Raw genomic sequence first — 22,955 nt, 5'->3', positions numbered from 1 at the left:
CCAGGAGCGCTGGCGCGCGGGCCGGGCAGGCGCGCGGGTTCGGAGCGCTGGCGCGCGGGCCCTGGAATGCCGGCGCGCGGGCCGGGGCGGGCGCGTGATGGAGGCGCGCCGCGGCCTGGCCCGCGCCGTGTGTTCAGACCCCTTGTTCAGTTTGTTCGGTTTGTTCGGTTGGTCAGACCCCTTCGCCGTCCCCTGCCGCCGGCTCGATGCCCTGGACGATCTCGTCCATGGCCGACAGCGGCGGGGCTGAGGCACTGACGTCGAAGCCGAACCGCACGATGACCATCGTCTGCTGGCCGCCCGCGGCCTGGCCGGGCTCGGGGAAGGCGATGGACTGCACGTAGCCGTCGTCGCCCTTCTTGGTGTCCGCCTTCCAGCGGACGAGGTAGCCGGACTGGCCCGCGACGGTCACCGGCTCCGCCTTGAGCTCCTCGTGTCCGTTCAGGCCGCCGTACGCGGCGCGCTTGCCGCCCGGGCCCGCTCCGTAGGAGTCCTCGGCATTGCGCTCGATGTCCTCCTTGGCTATGCCCTCGGCGGTGGTGGCCCGATAACCCTTGCCGGTCGTGCCGAAGGAGAAGACGCCACCGCGTACGCAGGTCGATGCGGTGTCGTCGGGGCAGGGGTAGGGCGAGGTGGTGATGCCGAGGCCCACCGCGTTCGGCGGGTTCGCCGTCCACTGGCTCAAGACGGGCACGCTGATGCTGTTCGCCGGGTCGGTGGCCCGGTCCCCGGCTTGGCTCGGCGCGGTGGGGGTGCCGCCGCCGGGTCCGCTCTCCTCCGGGGTGGGCACGGTGAATGACGGCTTGGGCTGGCCTGCCTCGTTGCTGTCGTCGCCCCCACCATCGTCACCGCCAAGGACGACCACGCCCGCGACGATCGCGGCGACCACGAAGGCGCCCACCGTGGCAACCACCGCGTTGCGCCGCCCGCGTCCGGGCGGCGGGCCGCCGGCGTCGGGCCCACCGGGGTAACCGGGGTACCCGCCGGGGTAACCGGGAGCTGCTCCCGGCATGGGCGGGCCGTAGGGTGCCCCGGCTGCCGGTCCCGGCGCGAACCCGGGGGGCTGCTGCGGGGGCTGACCGTAGGGCGGTGCGCCCGGTGGCGCCGGTGGCGGGCTCAATGCGCTCGGGGTGGACAGCATGGTCTGCGCGTCGTGCACCGATGGCGCGCCGCGGCGACTTTCGGTCCACGCGGCCCCGTCCCACCAGCGCTCCGGGGCAGGCGCGGGGCCCTGGTGGTCGGGGTCGGCGTACCAGCCGGGAGGTGTCGTCATGCTCACACCGTCACCCTATGGCCATGCCCGTACGCGGTGCAGCGTCGCGGGCCGCATCAACTGCCCGTCCCGGGGTGGTCGCTGGCGTGCGCGACGCCCCGGGGCCCGGTCCTTCGCCCGCGCGGCCGGCGAGCGTCGCAGACGGTTACGGGCGGTTGTAGGCGTCACAGGGGGGTCACGTACGCCCCGGCGATCCCGCCGTCCACCAGGAACTGTGCCGCGTTGACGAACGATGCGTCGTCGCTGGCGAGGAAGGCGACCGCGGCGGCGATCTCCTGCGGCTCAGCGAAGCGGCCAACGGGCACGTGCACCAGGCGGCGGGCGGCGCGTTCCGGGTCCTTGGCGAACAGCTTTTTGAGCAGGGGGGTGTTCACCGGGCCCGGGCACAGGGCATTGACCCGGATGCCCTCGCGGGCGAACTGCACGCCCAGTTCGCGGGACATGGCCAGCACGCCGCCCTTGGATGCCGTGTAGCTGATCTGCGAGGTGGCCGCGCCCATGACGGCGACGAAAGAGGCCGTGTTGATGATCGAGCCCTTGCTCTGCTGTCGCATGTACGGGAGCGCTGCCTTGCAGCACAGGTAGACAGAGGTGAGGTTGACCTGCTGCACCCGCTGCCAGGCGTCGAGCCCGGTGGTGAGGATCGAGTCGTCGTCCGGCGGTGAGATGCCGGCGTTGTTGAAGGCGATGTCCACCGAGCCGTAGGTGTCGTACGCGGCCTTGAACGCCGCCTCGACCTGCTCCTGGTCGGTGACGTCCACGTGCACGAAGAGGCCGCCGACCTCGTCGGCGGCGGCCTGGCCCGCGCGCTCGTCGATGTCGGCACACACCACCCGTGCGCCCTCGGAGGCGAAGCGGCGAGCGGTGGCCAGGCCGATGCCACTGCCCGCGCCGGTGATCACAGCGGTACGGGCCACCAGCCGGCGGCACACGGGAGCCTGCTCGGCGGTGGACGGCGCCGCCGACGCAGCGGCCGAAACGGCGGACGAGGTGCCGGTTGAGGTACCGGACGAGGGATCGGGCGAGCCAGCGGACGAGGGGTCGGTCACGTCAGTTCTCCTCGGTGCTGATGAAGACGTTCTTGGTCTCGGTGAAGGCCGCGAGCGCGTCGGGGCCCAGTTCCCGGCCGAGACCGGACTGCTTGAAGCCACCGAAGGGGGTCCAGTAGCGCACGCTGCTATGCGAGTTGACGGAGAGGTTGCCGGCAGCGACGGCACGCGAGACGCGGAGGGCGCGGCCCACGTCGCGGGTCCACAAGGAACCGGAGAGCCCGTACGCGGTGTCGTTGGCGAGCCGTACCGCATCCGCCTCGTCCTCGAAGGGAAGCACGACGGCGACCGGGCCGAAGATCTCATCGATGGCGACCCGATCACCGGGCGCCGCCTCCACCACCGTCGCCGGGTACCAAAAGCCCTTGCCCGTCGGCGCCTGGCCACGGATGGCGGCGGGGGTGTCCTCGGCGACGTAGGACCGTACGCGAGCGCGGTGGGCCGCGGAGATCAACGGGCCCATGGCGGTCGCGGGGTCGGCCGGATCGCCCACGGTGAAGCTCTGGACTGCCGGTTCCAGGAGTTCCATGAACCGGTCGTAGACGGAACGCTGGACCAGGATGCGGCTGCGGGCGCAGCAGTCCTGGCCGGTGTTGTCGAGAAAGGAACTGGGGGCGGCGGCAGCGGCCCGCTCGATATCGGCGTCGGCGAAGACGATGTTGGGGTTCTTGCCGCCGAGTTCGAGGGTCAGCCGCTTCACCTGACCCGCGCACCTGGCCATGATCTGCTTGCCGACCCGGGCGGAGCCGGTGAACACCACCTTGGCGATGCCCGGGTGATCCACCAGCGCCTCGCCGACCACCGGGCCCGCGCCCGGCAGCACCTGGAACAGGCCATCCGGGAGCCCGGCCGCGCGGCCGAGTTCGGCCAGCCGTAGCGCGGTGAGCGGGGTGGCCTCGGCGGGCTTGAGGAGTACGGCGTTGCCGGCGGCCAGCGCCGGGGCCAGGCCCCAGGCGGCGAGGGGCAACGGAAAGTTCCAGGGCACGATGACGGCGACGACGCCGAGCGGCTCGGCAAAGGTGATGTTCACTCCGCCGGCGACCGGGATCTGGCTGCCGGTCAGTCGCTCCACTCCCCCCGCCGCATAGTCGAGCAAGTCCCGGACGTTGCCCGCCTCCCACCGGGCGTTGGCAATGGGGTGGCCTGCCTCGCGCACCTCAAGTTGGGCCAGTTCCTCGATGTGTTGATCGATGGTGGCGGCGAAGGCGCGCAACATTTTGGCGCGGTCGCCGGGGGCGAGCGCGGCCCAGGTGCGCTGCGCGGCGGTGGCGCGGGCGACAGCGGTGGCGGTCTGTTCGCGGGTGGTGGCGGGGACGGTGGCGACCACCTCCTCGGTCGCCGGATTGAGCACCTCGTGCTCGGTGGGATGCTCGCTGGGGTGCTGGGTCGGGGGCGCCTCGGCAGCCAACGGTTCACTCCTCACATGCGTTCGAAGGAGCGAAAGCGCTCCCAGTCCGTGACGGCGGCGTCATACGCCTCCTGCTCGACGCGGGCCATCCGCACATAGTGCTCGACCACCTCATCGCCGAAGGCAGCCCGCGCTATGGGGCTGGCTTCCCACAGGTCGGCGGCGTCGCGCAAGGTGGCCGGTACCCGCTCGGCGTCGCTGGCGTAGGCGTTGCCGGTGCACGGCTGCGGCAGTTCCAGGGCCTGCTCCACGCCGTGCAGCCCCGCGGCGATCATGCCGGCGATGGCGAGGTAGGGGTTGACGTCGCCGCCGGGGAGCCGGTTCTCCATCCGGTGCCCGGCGCCGCGCCCGATCACGCGCAACGCGCACGAGCGGTTGTCCGGGCCCCAGGCGACGGCGGTGGGCGCGAAAGAGCCGGGCCGAAACCGCTTGTAGGAGTTGATGTTCGGTGCGTACAGCAAGGTGAGTTCGCGCAGCGCGGCGAGCTGTCCCGCGAGGAAGTGCCGCATGGTCGCCGACATGCCGTACGGGTCGGCGTCATCGGCGAACACGGGGCGGCCGTCCGGGTCCCGTAGCGAGAGATGGATATGGCAGGAGTTGCCTTCGCGCTCGTCGTACTTGGCCATGAAGGTCACGGCCATGCCCTCTTGCGCCGCGATCTCCTTGGCGCCGGTCTTGTAGATAGCGTGTTGGTCGCAGGTGGTGAGCGCCTCGTCGTAGCGAAAGACGATCTCGTGCTGGCCGAGATTGCACTCGCCCTTCGCGGACTCCACCGTCATCCCGGCCCCGCCCATCTCCTTGCGAATGCGGCGCAGCAGCGGCTCCACGCGTGCGGTGGCGAGGATGGAGTAGTCGGCGTTGTACTGGTTGGCCGGGGTCAGGCCGCGGTATCCGGCGTCCCAGGCCCGCTCGTAGGTGTCCTTGAAGACCATGAACTCCAGTTCCGTGCCCGCCTGCGCGCTCCAGCCACGTTCCGCGAGCCGGTCGAGTTGGCGGCGGAGTACCTGGCGCGGTGAGGCGAGTACCGGACTGCCGTCGTGCCAGCCCAGATCCGCGGTGAGCATGGCGGTGCCCGGTTGCCACGGCACCCGGCGCAAGGTGTCCCGGTCGCCGCGCAGGGCGAAGTCGCCGTAGCCGTGGTCCCAGGAGGACATGGCGTAACCGTCCACGGTGTTCATGTCGATATCCACCGCGAGCAGGTAGTTGCATCCCTCGCTGCCGCGCTCCAGCACCTCATCCAGGAAGAACCGGGCGGCGAACCGCTTTCCCTGCAACCGGCCCTGCATATCGGTAAAGGCGAGGACCACGGTGTCGATCTCGCCGACATCGACAAGCCTCTTCAGCTCGCCGACCGAAAGCGGGGGCGTGCGATCAACCACGGTCGGGCCTCCTTTCGGTGCATCCAAAGGTCATAAGGTAGGCCCGTAGACCATTAATTGGGAAGTGGTCACGGCGGGAGAGTGGGACATGAACGTCGAGGACAGCGGAGCACCGGAACAGGGGCCCACGCGGCTCGCCCGACTGGCCCCGGTGCTGCGTCCCGTCCGAGCCGGGAACGGCTTCGAGGAGGCGCTGGAGCAAATACTTCAGGTCGTACGGCTCGGCCTGGTGTCGTACGGCGAACGGTTGCCCGCCGAGCGCGAGTTGGCGGAGCGGCTGCGGATCAGCCGCGTGACGCTGCGCGAGGTGTTGCGAGTGCTCCAGGACCAGGGGCTGGTGGAGAGCAGGCGCGGCAGGTACGGCGGCACCTTCGTACGCGCCAGGCCGCTCACCGCGAGCGCCGGCGGCGCTGCGCAAGGCGAGTTGCGACGCCGAGTGGCGGACGTTGACCTGGAGGACACGCTGCGCTTTCGCGAGGTGCTCGACGTCGGCTCGGCGGGCCTTTGTGCGACGCACGGCCTCGACGCCGAACAGAGCGGGCAGTTGCGGGCCGCGCTGGATGGGACGCGGGACGCGGCGCTCGATGACTACCGCCGCCAGGACACGATGTTCCACCTCACCCTGGCGGAGCTCGCTGGCTCCACCTCGCTGGCCACTCAGTACGCGGCGATACGGGCCCGACTGAATGACCTGCTCGACTGCATCCCCCTGCTGGTCCGCAATTTGGAACACTCGCAAGCGCAGCACACCGCGCTGGTGGAGGCGGTGATCGAGGGCGACCCGGACGGCGCACGCGAGGTGATGCGCGAACACTGCACGGGCACGGCAGCGCTGCTGCGCGGTTTTTTGTCATAGGAGTTGGGGAGTTGGGGTGATGGGGAGTTGGGGTGGTGGGGAGTCGGGGTGGCGGGGTGGCGGGGCGCTGAGCCGTGGGTGCCTCCCGTTCGTTACCCGCGCTTTACGCAAGGGGTCTTGCGCGCTTCGCAAGAGAGGGCAAAGGTATGCAGCCACACCTTTGCCCCGGCATGCAGGAGCGCCCCCATGGCCGAAGGACCTGAGCTGATCGCCTCATCACCAGAAGGCGAGTCACCCAAGAACTCCTCTGGCACGGCGGACGCATCGAGTACGACGAACGCACCGAGCACGGCCGGCGCGGCCATCCGAGCCGATGCGGCCGATGCGGCCACCTCCGGCAGTGACGCCTATCTGGAGCGACGCACCCTGCGCGGGGGCAGCGCAGGTCCGCTGCTGCTCACCGGGCTCGGCGTCGCCTACGTCGTCTCGGGAGACTTCTCGGGCTGGGACTCGGGGCTGGCCGAGGGCGGCTTCGGTGGCCTGGCCATCGCCGCCGTGCTGATGGGGCTGATGTACACCTGTCTGGTGTTCGCGCTGGCCGAGTTGGCGGCGATCTTGCCCACGGCGGGTGGTGGCTACGGCTTCGCGCGCCGTGCGCTGGGCCCTTGGGGCGGGTTCCTCACCGGCACCGCGATCCTCATCGAGTACGTGTTGGCGCCGGCGGCGATCTCGCTGTTCATCGGCGAATACGTCGAATCCTTGGGCTTGTTCGGCCTGGAGTCCGGCTGGCCGGTGTACCTGGCCTGTTTCGTGCTCTTCATCGGCATCCATCTGTGGGGGGTGGGCGAGGCGCTGCGCTTCAGCCTCGTCGTGACCGCCGTGGCGGTGGCCGCGCTGATCGTCTTCGCGCTCGCCGCCGGCAGCGAGTTCTCCGCGGACTCGCTCAACGACATCCCCGCCGATCGAGATGCCTTCGGCGCGAACTCCTGGCTGCCGTTCGGGGTCCTCGGCATCTGGGCGGCGTTCCCGTTCGGCATGTGGTTCTTCCTCGGTGTGGAAGGGGTGCCGCTCGCGGCCGAGGAGACCCGGGACCCGGCTCGTACGCTACCGAAGGCAATGGCCTGGTCGATGGGCATCTTGCTGCTGCTCGCGCTGGTCACCTTCGTCACCGCGACCGGGGCACGCGGTTCGGCCGCGATCTCCGGCGTGGGCGACCCGCTGGTCCAGGCGCTCCAGCCGGATGGCGAACCGACCGTATTCAGCCGGATCGTCAACTATGCGGGGCTGGCCGGCCTGGTCGCCTCCTTCTTCTCCCTCACGTATGCCGGATCGCGCCAGCTCTTCGCCCTCTCCCGGGCCGGCTATCTGCCGCGCGTGCTGTCGCTGACCAACCGCCGCAAGTCCCCCTACCTCGGTTTGCTGGTCCCCGGCGCGCTGGGCTTCACGCTGGCTGCCGCGAGCGGCGACGGGGCGCGGATGCTCAACGTGGCGGTGTTCGGCGCCACCATCTCGTACGCGCTGATGTCGCTGTCCCACCTGGTCCTGCGGCGCCGCGAACCGGAGCTCGCCCGCCCGTATCGCACCCCCGGTGGCATGGTGACCTCGTCGATTGCGTTCATACTCGCCTGCTCGGCCCTGGCGGCGACGTTCCTGGTGGACCAGCGGGCGGCGTTCATCACGCTGGGCGTGTACGGCGTGGCCCTGGCCTACTTCGCCTTCTACAGTCGGCATCGGCTGGTCGCCGCAGCGCCCGAGGAGGAGTTCGCGGCCCTCGCAGCGGCGCAGGCCGACCTGACCCGGGATTGACCGGGCAGCCCCACCATCGCGGGCCCGTACCGCTGCGGGCCAGCGCCGCCCCTGTCCAGCACCCAACGGGCCCCCTCGCCCTCGGGCCCCGCCACCCGGACCCGCGCCGCCCTCGGCACCGCCACCCGACCGGAGGAGTTCATGCCCCAGCCGCTCATCGGCATCAGCACATATCTGGAGACCACGGTGAGCTGGGGCGTATGGCGGCTGCCCGCGGCCCTGCTGCCGGCCGGCTATCACCGCCTCGTGCAGCGCGCGGGGGGCCTCGCCGCGCTGCTGCCGCCGGATGAGACGCCGGGCGCCGCCGAAGCGGCCATCGCGCGCCTCGACGGTCTGGTCATCGCGGGCGGTCCTGACGTGGAGCCCGTACGGTACGGGGCCGAGCCGCACCCCATGACGGGACCACCCGCCCGCGCACGTGACGCCTGGGAACTGGCCCTCATCGAGGCAGCGTTGCGGCGCGGCCTACCGCTGCTCGGGATCTGCCGGGGGATGCAGCTGCTGAACGTCGTACGCGGTGGCACGCTGATCCAGCACCTGCCAGACACGGTGGAAGACAACGGGCACGCCGGGCCGCCCGGGGTGTTCGCCCGGCACGAGGTGACGCCGGTGCCTGGCACCCTCCTGGCCACGGTGCTACCCGAGGCCGTGGCCGTGCCGACGTACCACCACCAGGGGGTCAGCCGCATCGGATCGGGCCTCATCGCCTCGGCTCACACGGCCGACGGCACGGTGGAGGCACTGGAGTACCCGCAGCGACGCGCCTTCACACTGGCGGTGCAGTGGCACCCGGAGGCGGGCGACGACACCCGCGTCATGCGGGCCCTGGTGACGGCAGCCGCAGGCTGACGCCGTCGCCGCACCTCCCCCACACCACGCCCCCTACCGGTTCGAACGCCCGCTACCCCCTCCCCCGCGTCAGCCCCAGCAGGTCCCGGGCCGGGCCCGCAGGTCGCTCGCCCACCGGCCACACGGCCCGCAGATCACGGCGCAGCCGCACTCCATCGACCGGCACCTCGACCAACCGGCGCGTGGAGAACTCGTCCCCCACCGCCAGTTCGCTGAGCACGGCCGGGCCAGCGCCGCTCACGGCTGCGGACTTGACCGCCGTGGTGGAGGCGAGTTCGAGCAGCGGCTCGGCCAGCCCACCGTGCGCGCGCAGCGCCGCATCCAACACCTGCCGAGTGCCCGAGCCGCGCTCGCGCAAGATGAGCGGCGTCGCCGCGAGTTCCTCGGGCGCCACCGGGCCGCGCCGTCGCGCCCAGGGGTGCGATGGGGCGGTGACGACGACGAGTCGGTCATGGCCGATGATCGCGCCGTCAAGACCCGCCGGCGCGTCCGTGCCCTCGACGAAGCCCAGATCGGCCGCGCCTTCGCGAAGCCGCTGCGCGACGACGGACGAGTTCGCCGCGTACAGCGAGACCGCCGTACCTGGCCGGCCCCCGCGCAGCGCGATCAGCCAACCCGGCAGCAGATATTCGGCGATGGTCATGCTCGCCGCGACCCGCAGCCGCGAGTCGCGGCGGTCGCGCAGCGCGTGCGCGCCCGCGTCAAACGCCTCGGCCGCCTCCACGATCCGCCGCGCCCAGTCGGTGACCAGCGCTCCGGCATCGGTCAGCCGTGAGCCGCGCGGCGAGCGCTCCACGAGGACGACGCCGAGTTGCCGCTCCATGGCCCTGAGGCGGCTGCTCGCGGCGGGCTGGCTGATGCCCATCTCCCGGGCGGCCCGCCCCAGGCTGCCGAGCCGGGCGACGAAGAGCAGCAACTCCAGCGCCCCGAGGTCGGGCACCCGATGCGCGAGCGGCACTCGCGCCGCACCCTCGTCCCCGGCTCTCCTCCCAGCCCTGCCAGCCCTGCCAGCCCTGCCCCTGGCGTCGCCACTACCCTCGGCACTCATAACCTCAGCCTATGTCCCCATAGACATATCGGTCCTGGTCGGCGAAGTTCAACCGCGTCAAGGTTGTTCCATGGCCACCACCGCACCCACCCTGCCGTCCCGGACTTCACCCGCCCTCCCGCATCGCACCCGCACGGCCCGGATCAGCGTGCGCTCCCTCGGGCCGAACTGGTACGCGACCGTCATGGGCACCGCCATCGTGGCCAGCGCCGGAGTGGTACTACCGGTCGATGTGCCGGGAACGCGCGCCGCGTGCGCCGGGGTGTGGGTGCTGTCCGCGCTCCTGCTGGTGGCGCTGCTAGGCGCGCGGGCCACGCACTGGGCGCGCCATGGCGACCAGGCCCGCGCCCATCTCCTGGACCCCGCCGTCGCCCCGTTCTACGGGTGTGCGGCCATGGCGCTGCTCGCGGTCGGCGGCGGCACGCTGGCGGTGGGCGGGGAGGTCATCGGTACGCGGGCCGCCGTCGCCGTGGACGCCGGGCTGTGGCTGGCGGGCACAGCGGTCGCGCTGCTGGCCGCCGCGGGCGTCCCGTATCTGATGATCGCCCGGCATCGGATCGGCCCCGGTGACGCCTCGCCCGTATGGCTGCTGCCGGTGGTCGCCCCCATGGTGTCGGCCGCTCTCGGCCCGGCGCTTGTGCCTCATCTGCCGACGGGCCAGTGGCGGGAGGCGATGTTGCTGGCCTGCTACGCGCTGTTTGGGCTCAGCCTGCTGGGCACGCTGGTGCTGCTCCCGATCATCGTCGCCGGGCTGCTGCGGTACGGGCCGCCGCCGCTCGCCCTCACGCCCACGCTCTTCCTCGTCCTTGGGCCGCTGGGCCAGTCCACGACCGCCGTGGGGCAGCTCGCCATCGTCGCGCCCGGCGCGATCCGCGCCCCGTATCCGGACGCGATGGCCGCCTTCGCCGTGCTCTACGGGGTGCCCGTCATGGGCTTCGCGCTGCTGTGGCTCGCGCTGGCCGCAGCGCTGGTGGTGCGGGCCGTGCGGGGCGGCATGCCGTACGCGATGACCTGGTGGGCCTTCACCTTCCCGGTCGGCACCTGCGTCACCGGTGCGGCCGTGCTGGCCCGGCACACCGATCTGGCGGCGCTGCGTTGGCTGGCCGTTGGGCTGTACGCGTTGTTGGTCCTGGCCTGGGCGGTCGCAAGCGTACGCACCGTAGCGGGCATCGCCCGAGGCACCCTGTTGGCCCCGGACCACCCGGCGCCTGCGCGCGAGTCCGCCGCGGCGGCGGAGCCGGTGACAGAGCCGGTGACGCAGCAGGTGACGCAGCCGGTGACAGAGCAAGCGGCAGCAGCTGGGTCAGCGCGCTCGGTCCAGGGCGTCGCGTAGCACGGCGGGAGCCGCCGCCAACGAGGGCCCGTACCAGGTGAGGTGGCGCCCACTGACCAGCGCGGCGGGCAGTGCGGGAAACGCCTCGGGGCCGTCGTCCGCGGCGAAACGGTAGGGCTCGTCGGGCAGCACCACCAGATCGGCGCCGCGGGCGTGCAACTCCGCCAGCGGGATGCGGGGATAGCGCTCGGCGTGGTCGGCGTACAGCTGGCGGACGCCAAGTCGGGCCAGCAGATCTCCGGCGAAGGTGTCGCGGCCGAGCACCATCCACGGCCGCCGCCACACCGGCACCACGGCGTTGCGCTGCGGCTCGCCTGCCGGACGCCAGTCCGCCGCCGCCTGCCAGGCCGCAGCCGCCTCGTCGAGCCAGCCGGGGCGGGCGAGCCCGCAACCGTCCACGAGCACCCGGTGCAGCTCACTGAAGGCCTGCTCCAGATTCCGCACCTCGGTGACCAAAACATCGCATCCGGCCGCCCGCAGGGCAGCCAGGTCGGGCTCGCGGTTCTCTTCCTCGTTCGCGATGACCAGGTCGGGCGCCAGGGCGACGATGCGGCCGGTGTCCGGATTCTTGGTTCCGCCGATCCGCTCCACCGCCAGGTCCACCGGATGGCTGCACCAGTCCGTTGCCCCCACCAGCAGCCCGGGGGCGGTCACGGCGACCGCCTCGGTGAGCGAGGGAACCAGGGACACCACCCGGCGCACGGCCGTGCGCCGGGCGCCAGCACGCCTAGGTTGGGTCATGCCCCCACCGTACGACGCCGCCGCGGCCCGGAACGTACCGGGCCACGGCGGCGGTTGAGTGCCCCGCGGCACGCAGTGCGGGCCGGCCACACAGCCGACCCGCACCACTTCCTGAGCGGCCTGCCGCGAGACGCGCCAGTCAGCTCACTGTTAGCTCACTGTTAGCTCACCGGAGCCATCTTCTCGACGATTCCGGGGTGGGCGTCCATCCACTTCTGCACGCCCATTTCGACCTTGCCCTTGCCGGCATCTTGAATCGACGCCTCCAGGCTGGCGAGCTCCTGCTCACTCATGTGCCAGTTCTTCAGCCACCCGTAGAACTCGGAATACTTCTTCGGGAAGGACTTGTGGCCAAGCGAGCGGATTTCGTTGTTCGCCCCGAACGCCTTCTTGGGGTCGGCGAGCTTCGTCAACTCGTACTTGCTGTACGCCCAGTGCGGAGTCCACAGGACGGCCGCGATGGGCTCCTGCTTCTTGTAGGCGCGCTCCAACTCGGCGAGCATCGCGGGCGAGCCGGCGTCGGTGACCTCGTACTCCTTGTCCAGGCCGTACGCCGGCAGCACCTTGTCCTTGAGCAGCTTCATCTCGCCGGTACCCGGCTCGATTCCGACGATCTTGCCCTTGAACTTGCCGGACTTGCCCTTGAGGTCCGCGAGGGACTTCACGTCCTTTACGTAAGACGGCACGGCGAGTTCGAGCGAGGTCTTGTCGTACCACGCGCCGATATCGACAAGGTCGTTCTTGTATCTGTCCCAATACTGTTTCTGTGCGACCGGTAGCCAGCCGTCGAATTCGACATCTATTTGCCCGGCGGCCATGCCGGTGAACATCGAGCCGACGTCGTACTGCTTGACCTTCGGCTTGTAGCCGCGCCGCTCCAAGACGTTCTTCCACAAGTACGTCGTGGCGACGTCCTCGTCCCACGGGAAGTAGCCGATGTGCGGTGCCGCACCCGCCTGCTTGCCCTTGGCCTCGGCTCCGGCGATGGGGGCGACCTTGTCGATCATCCCGGGGTTCTTGTCCAACCAGGCGCGCACGCCCTGCTGCTGGTTGCCCTTACCGGCATCCTGGATCGACTGCTCCAGCGTGGTGAGCTGCTTCTCGTCCAGCGTGAAGTCCTTCATCCACCGGGCGACCTCCGGCTCCTTCTTCGCGAAGCCCTTGCGCGCGAGCAGGTGGAGACGGTCACCCGAGCCGAATGCGCCCTTGGTGTCCTTCAGCTTGGTGAGGTCGTACTTGCTGTACGCCCAGTGCGGGGACCACAGCGTGACCGCGACCGGCTCCTGCTTGGCGTAGGAGCGCTCCAGTTGGGAGAGCATGCCGGCGGTGGAGCCGCTGACGAGCTTGTACTTCTTATCGAGCCCGTACCCGGGCAGAACCTTGTCCTTCAAGAGTTTCATCTCGCCCGCGCCCGGCTCGATGCCGATGATCTTCCCGTCGAAGGTGCCCGCCTTGCCCTTGAGGTCATCGAGGGTCTTGACGCCCTTGACGTAGGAGGGGACGGCGATCTCCAGGGAGGTCGGCCCGTACCAGGAGCCGAGGTCTTCCAGCTTGTCGTGGTACGTCTTCCAGTACGACTCATGGGTGACGGGCAGCCAGGAGTTGGTCTGTATGTCGATGTCACCCGCGGCCATGCCGGTGTAGAGCGCGCCGACCTCGTACGACTGCGCCTTGGGCGTGAAGCCGCGCTGTTCGAGGACTTCCTTCCACAAATACGTGGAAGCGACGCCCTCGTCCCAGTTGATGTAGCCGATGTCGATGGAGCGGCCCTGGCCGACGTTGGCGGTGGTAGCGACGTCGGGTCCCTCGTCCTCGTCACCGAAGACGTTCATGCCGCCGGCGACGAGCGCGAGCACCACGACGCCGACCGTGGCGACCGAGGTCGCCGGCCGCCACTCCAGGACCTTCATGCCCTGGGTGGCGTTGGCCGTGCGCTTGGCGAGCGCGCGGCGGCCCAGCGGCGAGACCCGCTGGTTGAGCGCGCCGGTCATGCGGTCCAGGTACATCGCGAGGATGACCACCGCGAGGCCGCCCTCGAAGCCGAGCGCCACATCGACCGAGCTGATCGCCTCGAAGACGGAGGAGCCGAGCCCGCCGCCGCCGACCATGCCGGAGATCACGACCATGGAAAGGGCCAGCATGATCGCCTGGTTGATGCCCGCCATGATGGTGGGCAGCGCCAGGGGGAGCTGTACGCCGATGAGGGTGCGGCGCGGGCTGGTGCCGAACGCCTCGGCCGCCTCGACCAGTTCCTCGTCCACCTGCCGGATGCCGAGTTCGGTCATCCGCACACTGGGCGGCATCGCGAAGACGACGGTGGCGATGGCTCCGGGAACCACGCCGACGCCGAAGAAGAAGATGCCGGGGATGAGGTAGACGAAGGCGGGCATCGTCTGCATGAAGTCGAGTACCGGCCGCAACAGGGTGCTGACCGCGCGGTTGCGTGCCGCCCAGATGCCCAGCGGCACCGCGAAGGCGATGGTGATGAAGCCCGCGACGAGGACCAGCGACAGCGTCTCCATCGCCTCGTCCCACTGCTGGATCGAGTCGATGAGGGCGAAGCCGACGAAGGCCACCACCCCCGCGAGCGCGCCGCGCAGCCACCAGGCGATGACCGCGAGGATGCCCGCGAACAGCAGCGGTTCGGGCGCCGCCAGGACGTCATGCACCCCCTGGTACATGCCATCGACGACCTGGGAGATGAAGTCGAAGAGCCAGTCCAGGTGTTCTCGGAGGTAGGTGATCCCCGAGTCGATCCACTTTCCGAGGTTCAACCTAGGCACCTGCGGTCACCTTGCCCTCCGCCGTGCCGTCGTTGGCAGCACCTGCCGGATCGCCAGCACCCTTGCCTATCGCTGCTGTGTTGGCCGTGCTGGCTGTGCTGGCTGTGCTGGCTGTGCTGGCTGTGTTCGTCTTGCTGCTCTTGTTGGCTGGGCTGGCTGTGTTGACTGTGTTGGCTGGGTTGGCTGGGCTGGTCTCGCTGGTCTCGCTGCCCTTGCGCAGCTCCGGACCCGGTGGCACGGCCCGTGGCTCGGTGGACCGGGTGGGGTCGCCGAGCACGGCCAGCAGCCGGGCAGCCGGTACGACGCCGATCAGCTCGCCCGCCTCGTCCACCACGGCGACCGGCTCGGAGCTGGTGGAGCAGGGCGCGAACAGCTCGATGATCGGGGTGTCCGCCATGACAGTGGCGGGCGCCGCGGCCAGCACCTCACGCGCGGTGCGGGGCGCGCCGCCGTCCGCGGCAGCGGTGCGTACGCTGGCTGGCTCGGCCATGATGGCCCCCGCCGTGAGCACCCGGGAGCGGTCCACATCCTGGGTGAAGGAGGCCACGTACTCGTTGGCCGGGGTGACCAGGATGTCCTGGGCGTTGCCGGTTTGTACGATCTGGCCGTCGCGCATCATGGCGATCTGGTCGCCAAGGCGCATGGCCTCGTTGAGGTCGTGGGTGATGAAGACGATGGTCTTCTTCAGCCGCTTTTGCAGCTCCAGGAGCTGGTCCTGCATATCGCGCCGGATCAGCGGGTCCAGCGCGCTGAACGACTCGTCCATCAAGAGCAGGTCGGCGTCGGTGGCCAGCGCGCGAGCCAGGCCCACACGCTGCTGCATGCCGCCGGACAGCTCATCGGGCCAGGACTTCTCCCAGCCGGCGAGACCGGCCATCTCCAGGGCTTCCATGGCACGCTTCTCGCGGGCCGCCCGCGGCAGGCCCTGCACCTCAAGCCCGTAGGCCGCGTTCTCCAGGACGCTGCGGTGCGGGAACAGCGCGAAGTGCTGGAACACCATGCTGATCTTCTGCGAGCGCACCTTGCGCAGCTCACGCGGGCTCAACTGGGTCAGGTCCTGGCCGTCGTAGAGCACCTGCCCCGCGGTGGGCTCAAGCAGCCCGTTCAGCATGCGCAGCAGGGTTGACTTCCCTGATCCGGACAGCCCCATGACGACGAATATCTGGCCCGCCTCGACGGAGAACGACGCGTCGATCACGGCCGCGGTCGTCCCCTGGGACCGCAGCTCATCACGGCTGGTGCCGCCCTCCAGGGCAGCCACCGCCGCCTTCGGTCGTCTACCGAAGACCTTGTACAAGTGCTCGGCTCGCAGCCTGGACACATACACCTCTCGGGTCGAACTCAAAACGACCCAGGCCCCCGGGCGGGGGCTTCCCGCGCAGGCGGGAGACAGGTCGTGGAGCGGGCGGTTCCGGCCCGCCAGCCCACGTGCCCAATGCAATAGTTGAATGCGCTACAGGGTCCGCTCCGGGTCGGTGCCTGCCCTGGAACACTTGGGACAAACCCGTTCGTGTCCCACCTCACAACCCATACGTGTTTTAGGGTGCGGCATCATCAGGGCGTGACCCGACGCCTGATGCTCCTCGATACCGCTTCCCTCTACTTCCGCGCCTACTTCGGCGTACCCGACTCGGTCCGGGCCCCGGACGGCACGCCCGTCAACGCCGTACGCGGCCTCCTCGACTTCATCGCCCGCCTGGTGCAGGACCACCGCCCCGACGACCTCGTCGCCTGCATGGACGCCGACTGGCGGCCCCAGTGGCGAGTGGAGCTCATCCCCTCCTACAAGGCGCATCGGGTCGCCAATGACCAGTCCGCAGCTCAGCCGGGCGAGCATGCGCCGCACTCGGGCGACTACCCGGAGGGGATCCCCGACACCCTCTCCCCGCAGGTCCCGGTGATCGAAGAGGTGCTGGACGCGATCGGCATCGCACGGGTCGGCGCGCCGGGCTACGAGGCAGACGATGTGATCGGCACCCTCGCCACTCGTGCGAGCAGCCCGGTGGACATCGTCACCGGCGACCGCGACCTCTACCAGTTGGTCAGCGATGCCCGCCAGGCCCGTGTGCTCTACCCGATCAAGGGGGTTGGCACGCTGCAAACCGTGGATGAGGAGTGGCTGCGCGAGAAGTACGGCGTGGACGGCTCCGGCTACGCGGATCTGGCCCTGCTGCGCGGCGACCCCAGCGACGGCCTGCCGGGCGTGCCCGGCGTCGGCGAGAAGACCGCGGCCAAGCTACTGGCCGCATACGGCGACCTGGCCGGGATCATGGCGGCGGCAGCAGATCCGACCTCCAAGCTGACCCCGGCCCAGCGCAAGCGGCTGGTCGAGGCCAAGGACTATGTGGCTGTCGCCCCTCGCGTCGTCCGCGTAGCCACCGATGTCACGCTGCCCGCCTTCGACCCGGCGTTGCCGACCACGCCGCGCCATCCCGAGGCACTGGATGCACTCACTACACGCTGGGGACTTGGCACATCCTTGAGCAGGCTGATCATGACCCTACAGAGGTGAGCTGTTAAGTTAGGTAAACCTAACTTTTATCTTCGCACTGGAGGCACCGTGGCAGAGCGTCCGGCCCGCAAGCAGCAGCAGCTCCACCGGGGACGAGTGATTCGCACCGAGCAGCTCACCCCGCACATGGTGCGCGTGGTGCTTGGGGGCGAGGGGCTGGCGGCCTTCAATGCGGGCGAGTGGACCGACCACTACGTCAAGCTGCTGTTCCCCATCGAAGGCGTGAGCTACCCCGAGCCCTTTGACATCCAGCACATCCGCGCCGAACTGCCGCGCCACCAGTGGCCGGTGACCCGCACCTACACGGTACGCACCTGGGACCCGGCCAGCCGCGAGTTGGCGGTTGACTTCGTGGTGCACGGCGACGAGGGCGTAGCCGGCCCCTGGGCGAGCAGCGTCAAGCCGGGCGAGGAGATCTATTTCAACGGCCCCGGCGGTGCCTATGCCCCCCTTCCCGACGCCGGCTGGCACCTCCTGGCGGGTGACGAGAGCGCGCTGCCGGCTATCGCCGCTGCCCTCGAACGGCTGGCGGCCGAAGCCGGGCCCGTGGCGCCGGCGCATGTCTTTATCGAGGTCGCGGACGCGTCGGAGCGCCAGCCGCTGGCCGAGGTGGCGGGCGCCACCGTGCACTGGCTGTACCGCGATGATGCCCGGGTCGGCACCAAGCTGACCGAGGCGGTCCGGTCTCTGTCGTTTCCGCCCGGCGACGTCCACGCCTTCGTCCACGGCGAGGCCGGCTTCGTCAAGGAAATCCGCCGCCAACTGCGCATCGAGCACGAGGTTCCCCGCGAGCGGCTGTCGATCTCGGGCTACTGGCGCCAGGGCCACAACGAGGACGGTTGGCAGGCGTCGAAGCGCGAGTGGAACGAGCAGGTCGAGGCCGAGCAAGAGCGCAACACCCGGCACACGCCCACCACCTGACCCGCCTGCGTGCGACCTTGAGGGCCGAGCGGCCGGGCGCCCGGCCCACGCGCTGTCGATCCGCGCTCCTCAGCACGCCGCCCGGCCGGGCGTCCACCCCGGCCGGGCCCGCCGATGCCGCACCCCGACCCGACTAAACCCGCACCCGGCTACCGCCCCGGACGTCACCCCACCGACGAGTACGCCACGACCCCCCGCAACAGCCCCTCCACGGCCTTGCGCGCGCTGCGCGCCACCGTGCCGCCCGGCGGGGCCGCCGCGGCGATCTGACCCAACACATCGATGAGCTGCTTGCACCAGCGCACGAAGTCTCCGGCCGGCATCTCCGCCTCACGGAGCACATCGTCGAGCCCATGCCCGGACGCCCAGCGGTAGGCGGCCCAGGCGAAGCCGAGGTCCGGCTCGCGCTGTCCGACGCCTTCCGCCTGGTTGATCTTGTGGTCCTCTTCCAGCGCGTCGAGCCGCCCCCAGATGCGCACCATCTCTGCCAGCGCCTCCTTCGAGGCCCCGGTCGGCAGCTTCGGCGCCACCGCGTCGTCCGCCGACCGCGCCTCGTACACCAGCGCTGATGCACACGCCGCCAGTTCGGCGGGCTTGAGCCCCTCCCAGACGCCGTCCCGCAGGCATTCGCTGGCCAACAGGTCGAGCTCGCCGTACAGCCGTGCCAGCCGCCGCCCGTCCTCGGTGACCTCGTCACCAAGGAGGTAGCCAAGCTCGGTCAGCAGCCGACAGATCCGGTCGAAGGTGCGCGCGATGGTGTTCGTACGGCCCTCGATGCGCCGCTCAAGCTGCTGGGTGTCCCGCCGCAGCCGGTGGTACCGCTCAGCCCACCGGGCGTGGTCCTCACGCTCCGCGCAACCATGGCAGGGGTGGGCCCTGATCTCCGTGCGCAACCGGGCGATCTCGGTGTCGTCCGCCGCCACCGACCGATCCTTACGCCGGCGGTGCGGCTCGTGGTGGCCTGCCTTGGTACGCAGCGCCGACGCCAGGTCGCGGCGCGATTGCGGGCTGCGCGCGTTGAACGACTTGGGGATGCGCATCCGCTCCAGCACCTCCACCGGAACCGGGAAGTCCATCGGGGCCAACCGCTTGACCTGCCGCTCAGCGGTGAGCACCAGGGGCCGCGGCCCATCGTGGTGCTCAAACCCGCGGTGCCCGTTGGTGCGCCCAGCGGGCAGCCCGGGCTCAAGCACCAGGGCGAGCCCCGCGTACTTTCCGGTGGGCACCTGGATCACATCGCCCGGCTTGAGCTTCTCCAGCGCCGTCGCCGCCGCCACCCGGCGCTGCGCTGTGCCCTGCTTGGCCAGTTCCGTCTCCCGGTCGCTCAGGTCGCGCCGCAGCCGGGAGTATTCCTCGAAGTCGCCGAGGTGGCAGGTCATGGAGGCGCGATAACCGTCAAGGCCCTCCTCGTTACGCTGCACCTGCCGGGAAATCCCGACGACTGCCTTGTCCGCCTGGAACTGCGCGAACGAGGTCTCAAGAAGCTCCCGCGAGCGGTGCCGGCCGAACTGCGAGACGAGGTTGACCGCCATGTTGTACGAGGGGCGGAAGGACGAGCGCAGCGGATACGTACGGGTTCCGGCGAGACCGGCGAGCGCAGTCGGGTCCATGGCGCGCTGCCACAGCACCACCGCATGGCCCTCGACGTCGATGCCACGCCGTCCTGCCCGGCCGGTGAGCTGCGTGTACTCGCCGGGTGTGATGTCGGCGTGCTGCTCACCGTTCCACTTGACCAGCTTCTCCAGGACCACCGTCCGCGCCGGCATGTTGATGCCAAGCGCCAGCGTCTCGGTGGCGAACACGGCCTTGACCAGGTTCTTGACGAACAGCTCCTCGACGACCTCCTTGAAGGTCGGCAGCATCCCGGCGTGGTGCGCGGCAATGCCCCGCTCCAGGCCCTCAAGCCACTCGAAGTAGCCCAGGACGTGCAGATCCTCATCGGGGATGGACGCCGTGCGCTCCTCCACGATCGTCCGCACCCGGGCCCGCGCAGCGTCGTCGTTCAGCCGTAGCCCCGCGAACAGGCACTGCTGCACGGCCGCCTCGCAGCCCGCGCGGCTGAAGATGAAGGTGATCGCCGGAAGCAGGCCCTGCGCATCGAGCCGGTCGATCACCTCGGCTCTGCTGGGGGTCCAGATCCGGCTACGCGCGCGCCGCTCACGCTCCCGGTCCGCCTCCCGCATGTTCCGCCCGCGCCGCTTGTCGCCGCCGAAGCTGGGGCGGCTGTTCTCCATTCTGGCCAGCCGTACCAGGTCAGGATTGACCTCGCGGCGGCCGGCACCGGCAGCGCCCTCGGGGCTGTCCTTCTCCTCGAAGAGGTCGTAGGTCCGCCGCCCCGCGAGCACGTGCTGCCACAGCGGCACCGGCCGATGCTCGGAGACGATCACCTCGGTATCGCCGCGCACGGTATCCAGCCAGTCGCCGAACTCCTCGGCATTAGAGACCGTCGCGGACAAGGAGACCAGCGTCACCGACTCCGGGAGGTGAATGATCACTTCCTCCCACACGGCACCCCGGAAGCGGTCGGAGAGGTAGTGCACCTCGTCCATGACCACATAGCCAAGGCCCTCCAGCGAACGCGAGCCCGCATAGAGCATGTTGCGCAGCACCTCGGTGGTCATCACGACCACCGGTGCATCGGAGTTCACGCTGTTGTCGCCGGTCAGCAAGCCAACCTTGTCGGCGCCGTAGCGCTTGACGAAGTCGCCGTACTTCTGGTTCGACAGCGCCTTGATGGGCGTGGTGTAGAAGCACTTGCGGCCCCCGGTCAGGGCCAGGTGGACGGCGAACTCGCCCACGATCGTCTTCCCGGAACCGGTAGGGGCGGCGACCAGCACGCCCTTGCCCGATTCGAGTGCCTTGCATGCCTCGATCTGGAACGGGTCGAGGTCGAATTCGTACATCTCGCGGAACGGAGCGAGAGCCGTGGCCTGGTCGGCCGCTCGCAGGCGGGCCTGGGCGTAACGCTCGGCGGGAGATAGCTCGTCGGTCATCGTACGTACGAGCCTACCGGCCACCTATGACAACGCACTCGATCTTTACCAGCACCGGGCTCCCACGGGGCCGCCCCGCCCAGCAGCCGCACGCCTCGGCTCGGGCCCCTCCCCCAACAACCCCATCACCTCAGACCGGCCTCATGCGCCCAGCAGCCGCACTGCCCCCGGAACGGTCACGGCCGTCAGCGGCAGCGCGCCAAGCGGCTCCCCGTCCGCGTACCCGGTGAGCCCATGTGCCGCGAGGGAGATCTTCGCCACCCGGTGCGTGGTCACCGCGGGATGGCTGAAGTGAGTTCCCCGGTAAACCCGCGGAAAGACCCGCAGCAACGTGGCCCGGGTGCACGGGCCGACCACCGTGACGTCAAAGAGCCCATCGTCGAGCCGCGCCTGACCACATATGCGCATCCCACCGCCGTACGAGGAGCCGTTGCCGACCGCGATGAGCGTCGCCTGGATCTCCTCATCGGCCCCGTCGTCCAGGCGCATCCGGTACGTGATGGGCCGCAGCCCGGCCAACTCGGCCAGCATCGCCAGGTCGTACTTGAAGCGCCCCGAGGGCCAGCGCATCCGATTGCCGCGGTCATTGACGCGGGAGTCGAAGCCGGAGGCCAGGACGGTGCCGAAGTAGGTGTCCCCGGCCCGGCCGATATCGACCGGTCGCCCGCCATCCGTTGTGAGCGAGGCCGCGATCGTCCGGGCCGCGGCGGCGGGGTCGCGCACCGGCAGCCCCGTGGCCAGCGCGAAGTCATTGCCAGTGCCCACCGCGACCACCCCAAGCGGGGTGCCAGTACCGGCCACTGCCTGAAGGGCGAGCGAGGTCATGCCGTCACCCCCGACGGCTACCAGCGCTCCCGTGCCGCCCGATACCGCTTCCCGGGCCCGACTTAGCGCGTCATCGGCGTCAGCGCCGATGACCGTCCGCACATGGAACCCTGCCTCTCGGAGCACCCGCGCCGCCGGCTGCGCGGCTCGCGCGCCTCGGCCCCGGCCCGCTGTGGGGTTCACGAAGAGAGTGATATCGCTGGTCACGCACGGAATCTACCGGGTCAGGTGATGTCGTCGTAGCCGGTGCGCCGGTTGCGCTCCAAGCCGCCGCGCTCATCGGCTCCCGGTTCGACCGGCGCCCCGCCCGCCGCGACCGTCTCCACGTCGTCCACCGCCTCGGGCGTATGCGAAAGGGACGCCTCGTCATCGTCCATGCCGAAGTCGGGGTCGTTGGCACGCCGCTTCGCCTTGCGCCGGTCATTGATCAACGAGATACCAACGGCCAGGAAGTACAGCAGCGTGACCGGACCCGCGAGGGCGAACATGCCCACCGGGTCGGTGCTCGGCGTTGCCACGGCGCCGAACACGGTGATGCCCATGATCATCGCCCGCCACCAGCCGAGCATGCGGCGGCCAGTGACGACGCCGCCGAAGTTGAGGAGCACCAGCACCAACGGCAACTCAAAGGCGAGGCCGAAGACGACGACCATGCGGGTCAGCAGGTCCAGGAAGTCGTCCAACGGCAGCAGGTTGTTGGCGTCTTCCGGGGTGAAGTCGAGCAACACCTCCGCCGTGGTGGGCAAGATCGCGTACGCAAAGAAAGCGCCGCCCACAAAGAGCGGCACTCCGGCGGCCACGAAGGCGACCGAATACTTCTTTTCTTGCTTGTGCAGACCGGGCGCGAGGAACGCCCACAACTGGTACAGCCACACCGGCGTGGAAATGACCAAGCCGGTCATGAAGGAGACCTTGAGCATGATCGTGAACGGCGACAGCAGGCCGTTGACGGTGAAGTGGGCGCACTTGTCGGCGCCGTCGTCAGACCCCATATCGGAGACGGACACGCCCTTGCAGCCGACGGCTTCCAGCACCGGCTTCATCAGGAAGTCAACGATGTCCTTGTAGTAGAACAGCGCGACGGCCGTCACCAGGCAGATCGCCAGGACCGCCTTCAGGAGCCTATTGCGCAGCTCACGCAGGTGCTCCGCGAGCGGCATCCGCCCCTCGGGGTCCTTCTCCTTCTTGCGGGCAGGCTTGAGCAACCCACGTCCTCATCTCGTGCGGCAGGCGGCGGCC

Annotated in this window: 17 protein-coding genes; 6 read left to right on the top strand and 11 right to left on the bottom strand. The window is 70.0% G+C overall.

Going from position 1 to position 22,955, the window contains the following annotated elements:
• Window positions 1–172: 172 nt before the first annotated feature.
• The 4 genes from FHS42_RS28495 to FHS42_RS28480 all read right to left on the bottom strand — a co-directional run bounded on the left by FHS42_RS28495 (window position 173) and on the right by FHS42_RS28480 (window position 5,109).
• A complete protein-coding gene (locus FHS42_RS28495; protein ID WP_184577062.1) occupies window positions 173–1,273 on the bottom strand; it encodes a DUF2510 domain-containing protein in 1,101 nt (366 codons plus the stop codon).
• A 164-nt stretch (window positions 1,274–1,437) separates the two neighbouring features.
• Complete coding sequence (locus tag FHS42_RS28490; protein ID WP_184577209.1) at window positions 1,438–2,205, bottom strand: 3-oxoacyl-ACP reductase; 768 nt, start codon at window positions 2,203–2,205, stop codon at window positions 1,438–1,440.
• Between the two features lie 118 nt (window positions 2,206–2,323).
• On the bottom strand, window positions 2,324–3,730 hold the full coding sequence (locus tag FHS42_RS28485) for an aldehyde dehydrogenase family protein (protein WP_246495525.1): 1,407 nt from the start codon (window positions 3,728–3,730) through the stop codon (window positions 2,324–2,326).
• Window positions 3,731–3,741: 11 nt separating this feature from the next.
• The gene (locus FHS42_RS28480; protein ID WP_184577059.1) at window positions 3,742–5,109 is read right to left on the bottom strand and encodes a glutamine synthetase family protein; all 1,368 of its coding nucleotides are present in this window, start codon (window positions 5,107–5,109) and stop codon (window positions 3,742–3,744) included.
• Between the two features lie 88 nt (window positions 5,110–5,197).
• Between FHS42_RS28480 and FHS42_RS28475 the strand changes: the two genes are divergently transcribed.
• From FHS42_RS28475 to FHS42_RS28465, 3 genes are all read left to right on the top strand, one after another.
• A complete protein-coding gene (locus FHS42_RS28475) occupies window positions 5,198–5,965 on the top strand; it encodes a FadR/GntR family transcriptional regulator (protein ID WP_184577056.1) in 768 nt (255 codons plus the stop codon).
• A gap of 186 nt (window positions 5,966–6,151) precedes the next feature.
• Complete coding sequence (eat, locus tag FHS42_RS28470; RefSeq protein ID WP_184577054.1) at window positions 6,152–7,711, top strand: ethanolamine permease; 1,560 nt, start codon at window positions 6,152–6,154, stop codon at window positions 7,709–7,711.
• 141 nt (window positions 7,712–7,852) lie between these two features.
• Window positions 7,853–8,560: a gamma-glutamyl-gamma-aminobutyrate hydrolase family protein gene (locus FHS42_RS28465; RefSeq protein ID WP_184577051.1), complete on the top strand. Its 708-nt coding sequence runs from the start codon at window positions 7,853–7,855 to the stop codon at window positions 8,558–8,560.
• 52 nt (window positions 8,561–8,612) lie between these two features.
• On the opposite strand, the gene FHS42_RS28460 is transcribed toward FHS42_RS28465, so the two are convergent.
• Window positions 8,613–9,608 (bottom strand): LysR family transcriptional regulator, encoded by a 996-nt coding sequence (locus FHS42_RS28460; RefSeq protein WP_184577048.1) that lies wholly within the window; start codon window positions 9,606–9,608, stop codon window positions 8,613–8,615.
• Between the two features lie 70 nt (window positions 9,609–9,678).
• On the opposite strand from FHS42_RS28460, the gene FHS42_RS28455 reads away from it, so the two are divergent.
• Window positions 9,679–10,941 (top strand): TDT family transporter, encoded by a 1,263-nt coding sequence (locus tag FHS42_RS28455; protein WP_184577045.1) that lies wholly within the window; start codon window positions 9,679–9,681, stop codon window positions 10,939–10,941.
• Here the strand turns inward: FHS42_RS28455 and FHS42_RS28450 are convergent.
• The 3 genes from FHS42_RS28450 to FHS42_RS28440 form a co-directional block, all read right to left on the bottom strand.
• A complete protein-coding gene (locus tag FHS42_RS28450) occupies window positions 10,912–11,682 on the bottom strand; it encodes a helical backbone metal receptor (RefSeq protein WP_184577042.1) in 771 nt (256 codons plus the stop codon). The genes FHS42_RS28455 and FHS42_RS28450 overlap by 30 nt on opposite strands.
• Before the next feature lie 161 nt (window positions 11,683–11,843).
• Window positions 11,844–14,465: an ABC transporter permease/substrate binding protein gene (locus FHS42_RS28445; protein ID WP_184577039.1), complete on the bottom strand. Its 2,622-nt coding sequence runs from the start codon at window positions 14,463–14,465 to the stop codon at window positions 11,844–11,846.
• Entirely contained in the window at window positions 14,458–15,786 is a 1,329-nt protein-coding gene (locus FHS42_RS28440) for a quaternary amine ABC transporter ATP-binding protein (protein WP_184577035.1), read from the bottom strand. Before FHS42_RS28440 ends, FHS42_RS28445 begins: the two co-directional genes overlap by 8 nt.
• 255 nt (window positions 15,787–16,041) lie before the next feature.
• Here FHS42_RS28440 and FHS42_RS28435 point away from each other — a divergent pair, with 255 nt between their 5' ends.
• Together FHS42_RS28435 and FHS42_RS28430 are read left to right on the top strand one after the other, a co-directional pair.
• On the top strand, window positions 16,042–16,977 hold the full coding sequence (locus FHS42_RS28435; RefSeq protein ID WP_184577203.1) for a 5'-3' exonuclease: 936 nt from the start codon (window positions 16,042–16,044) through the stop codon (window positions 16,975–16,977).
• Window positions 16,978–17,025: 48 nt separating this feature from the next.
• Window positions 17,026–17,898: a siderophore-interacting protein gene (locus tag FHS42_RS28430; RefSeq protein ID WP_184577033.1), complete on the top strand. Its 873-nt coding sequence runs from the start codon at window positions 17,026–17,028 to the stop codon at window positions 17,896–17,898.
• Between the two features lie 164 nt (window positions 17,899–18,062).
• Here FHS42_RS28430 and FHS42_RS28425 read toward each other — a convergent pair whose 3' ends face one another.
• The 3 genes from FHS42_RS28425 to tatC form a co-directional block, all read right to left on the bottom strand.
• Window positions 18,063–20,891, bottom strand: a complete 2,829-nt coding sequence (locus tag FHS42_RS28425) for a DEAD/DEAH box helicase (protein ID WP_184577030.1) — start codon at window positions 20,889–20,891, stop codon at window positions 18,063–18,065.
• Window positions 20,892–21,032: 141 nt separating this feature from the next.
• A complete protein-coding gene (locus FHS42_RS28420; protein ID WP_184577027.1) occupies window positions 21,033–21,923 on the bottom strand; it encodes a diacylglycerol kinase in 891 nt (296 codons plus the stop codon).
• Between the two features lie 17 nt (window positions 21,924–21,940).
• Window positions 21,941–22,921: a twin-arginine translocase subunit TatC gene (tatC, locus tag FHS42_RS28415; RefSeq protein ID WP_184577024.1), complete on the bottom strand. Its 981-nt coding sequence runs from the start codon at window positions 22,919–22,921 to the stop codon at window positions 21,941–21,943.
• Window positions 22,922–22,955: the final 34 nt, after the last annotated feature.

It is taken from the genome of Streptomyces zagrosensis, from assembly GCF_014203645.1.
GTDB lineage: Bacteria > Actinomycetota > Actinomycetes > Streptomycetales > Streptomycetaceae > Streptomyces > Streptomyces zagrosensis.
Note: the sequence above shows the minus strand (reverse complement) of the source record. Positions and strands in the feature narration are given on the sequence as shown.

What these genes read in the sequence shown, in the direction of transcription:
- FHS42_RS28495 (WP_184577062.1), bottom strand. Translation starts at nt 1,273, where the DNA reads ATGACGACACCTCCCGGCTGGTACGCCGACCCCGACCACCAGGGCCCC.
- FHS42_RS28475 (WP_184577056.1), top strand. Translation starts at nt 5,198, where the DNA reads ATGAACGTCGAGGACAGCGGAGCACCGGAACAGGGGCCCACGCGGCTC.
- eat (WP_184577054.1), top strand. Translation starts at nt 6,152, where the DNA reads ATGGCCGAAGGACCTGAGCTGATCGCCTCATCACCAGAAGGCGAGTCA.
- FHS42_RS28465 (WP_184577051.1), top strand. Translation starts at nt 7,853, where the DNA reads ATGCCCCAGCCGCTCATCGGCATCAGCACATATCTGGAGACCACGGTG.
- FHS42_RS28460 (WP_184577048.1), bottom strand. Translation starts at nt 9,608, where the DNA reads ATGAGTGCCGAGGGTAGTGGCGACGCCAGGGGCAGGGCTGGCAGGGCT.
- FHS42_RS28455 (WP_184577045.1), top strand. Translation starts at nt 9,679, where the DNA reads ATGGCCACCACCGCACCCACCCTGCCGTCCCGGACTTCACCCGCCCTC.
- FHS42_RS28450 (WP_184577042.1), bottom strand. Translation starts at nt 11,682, where the DNA reads ATGACCCAACCTAGGCGTGCTGGCGCCCGGCGCACGGCCGTGCGCCGG.
- FHS42_RS28435 (WP_184577203.1), top strand. Translation starts at nt 16,042, where the DNA reads ATGCTCCTCGATACCGCTTCCCTCTACTTCCGCGCCTACTTCGGCGTA.
- FHS42_RS28425 (WP_184577030.1), bottom strand. Translation starts at nt 20,891, where the DNA reads ATGACCGACGAGCTATCTCCCGCCGAGCGTTACGCCCAGGCCCGCCTG.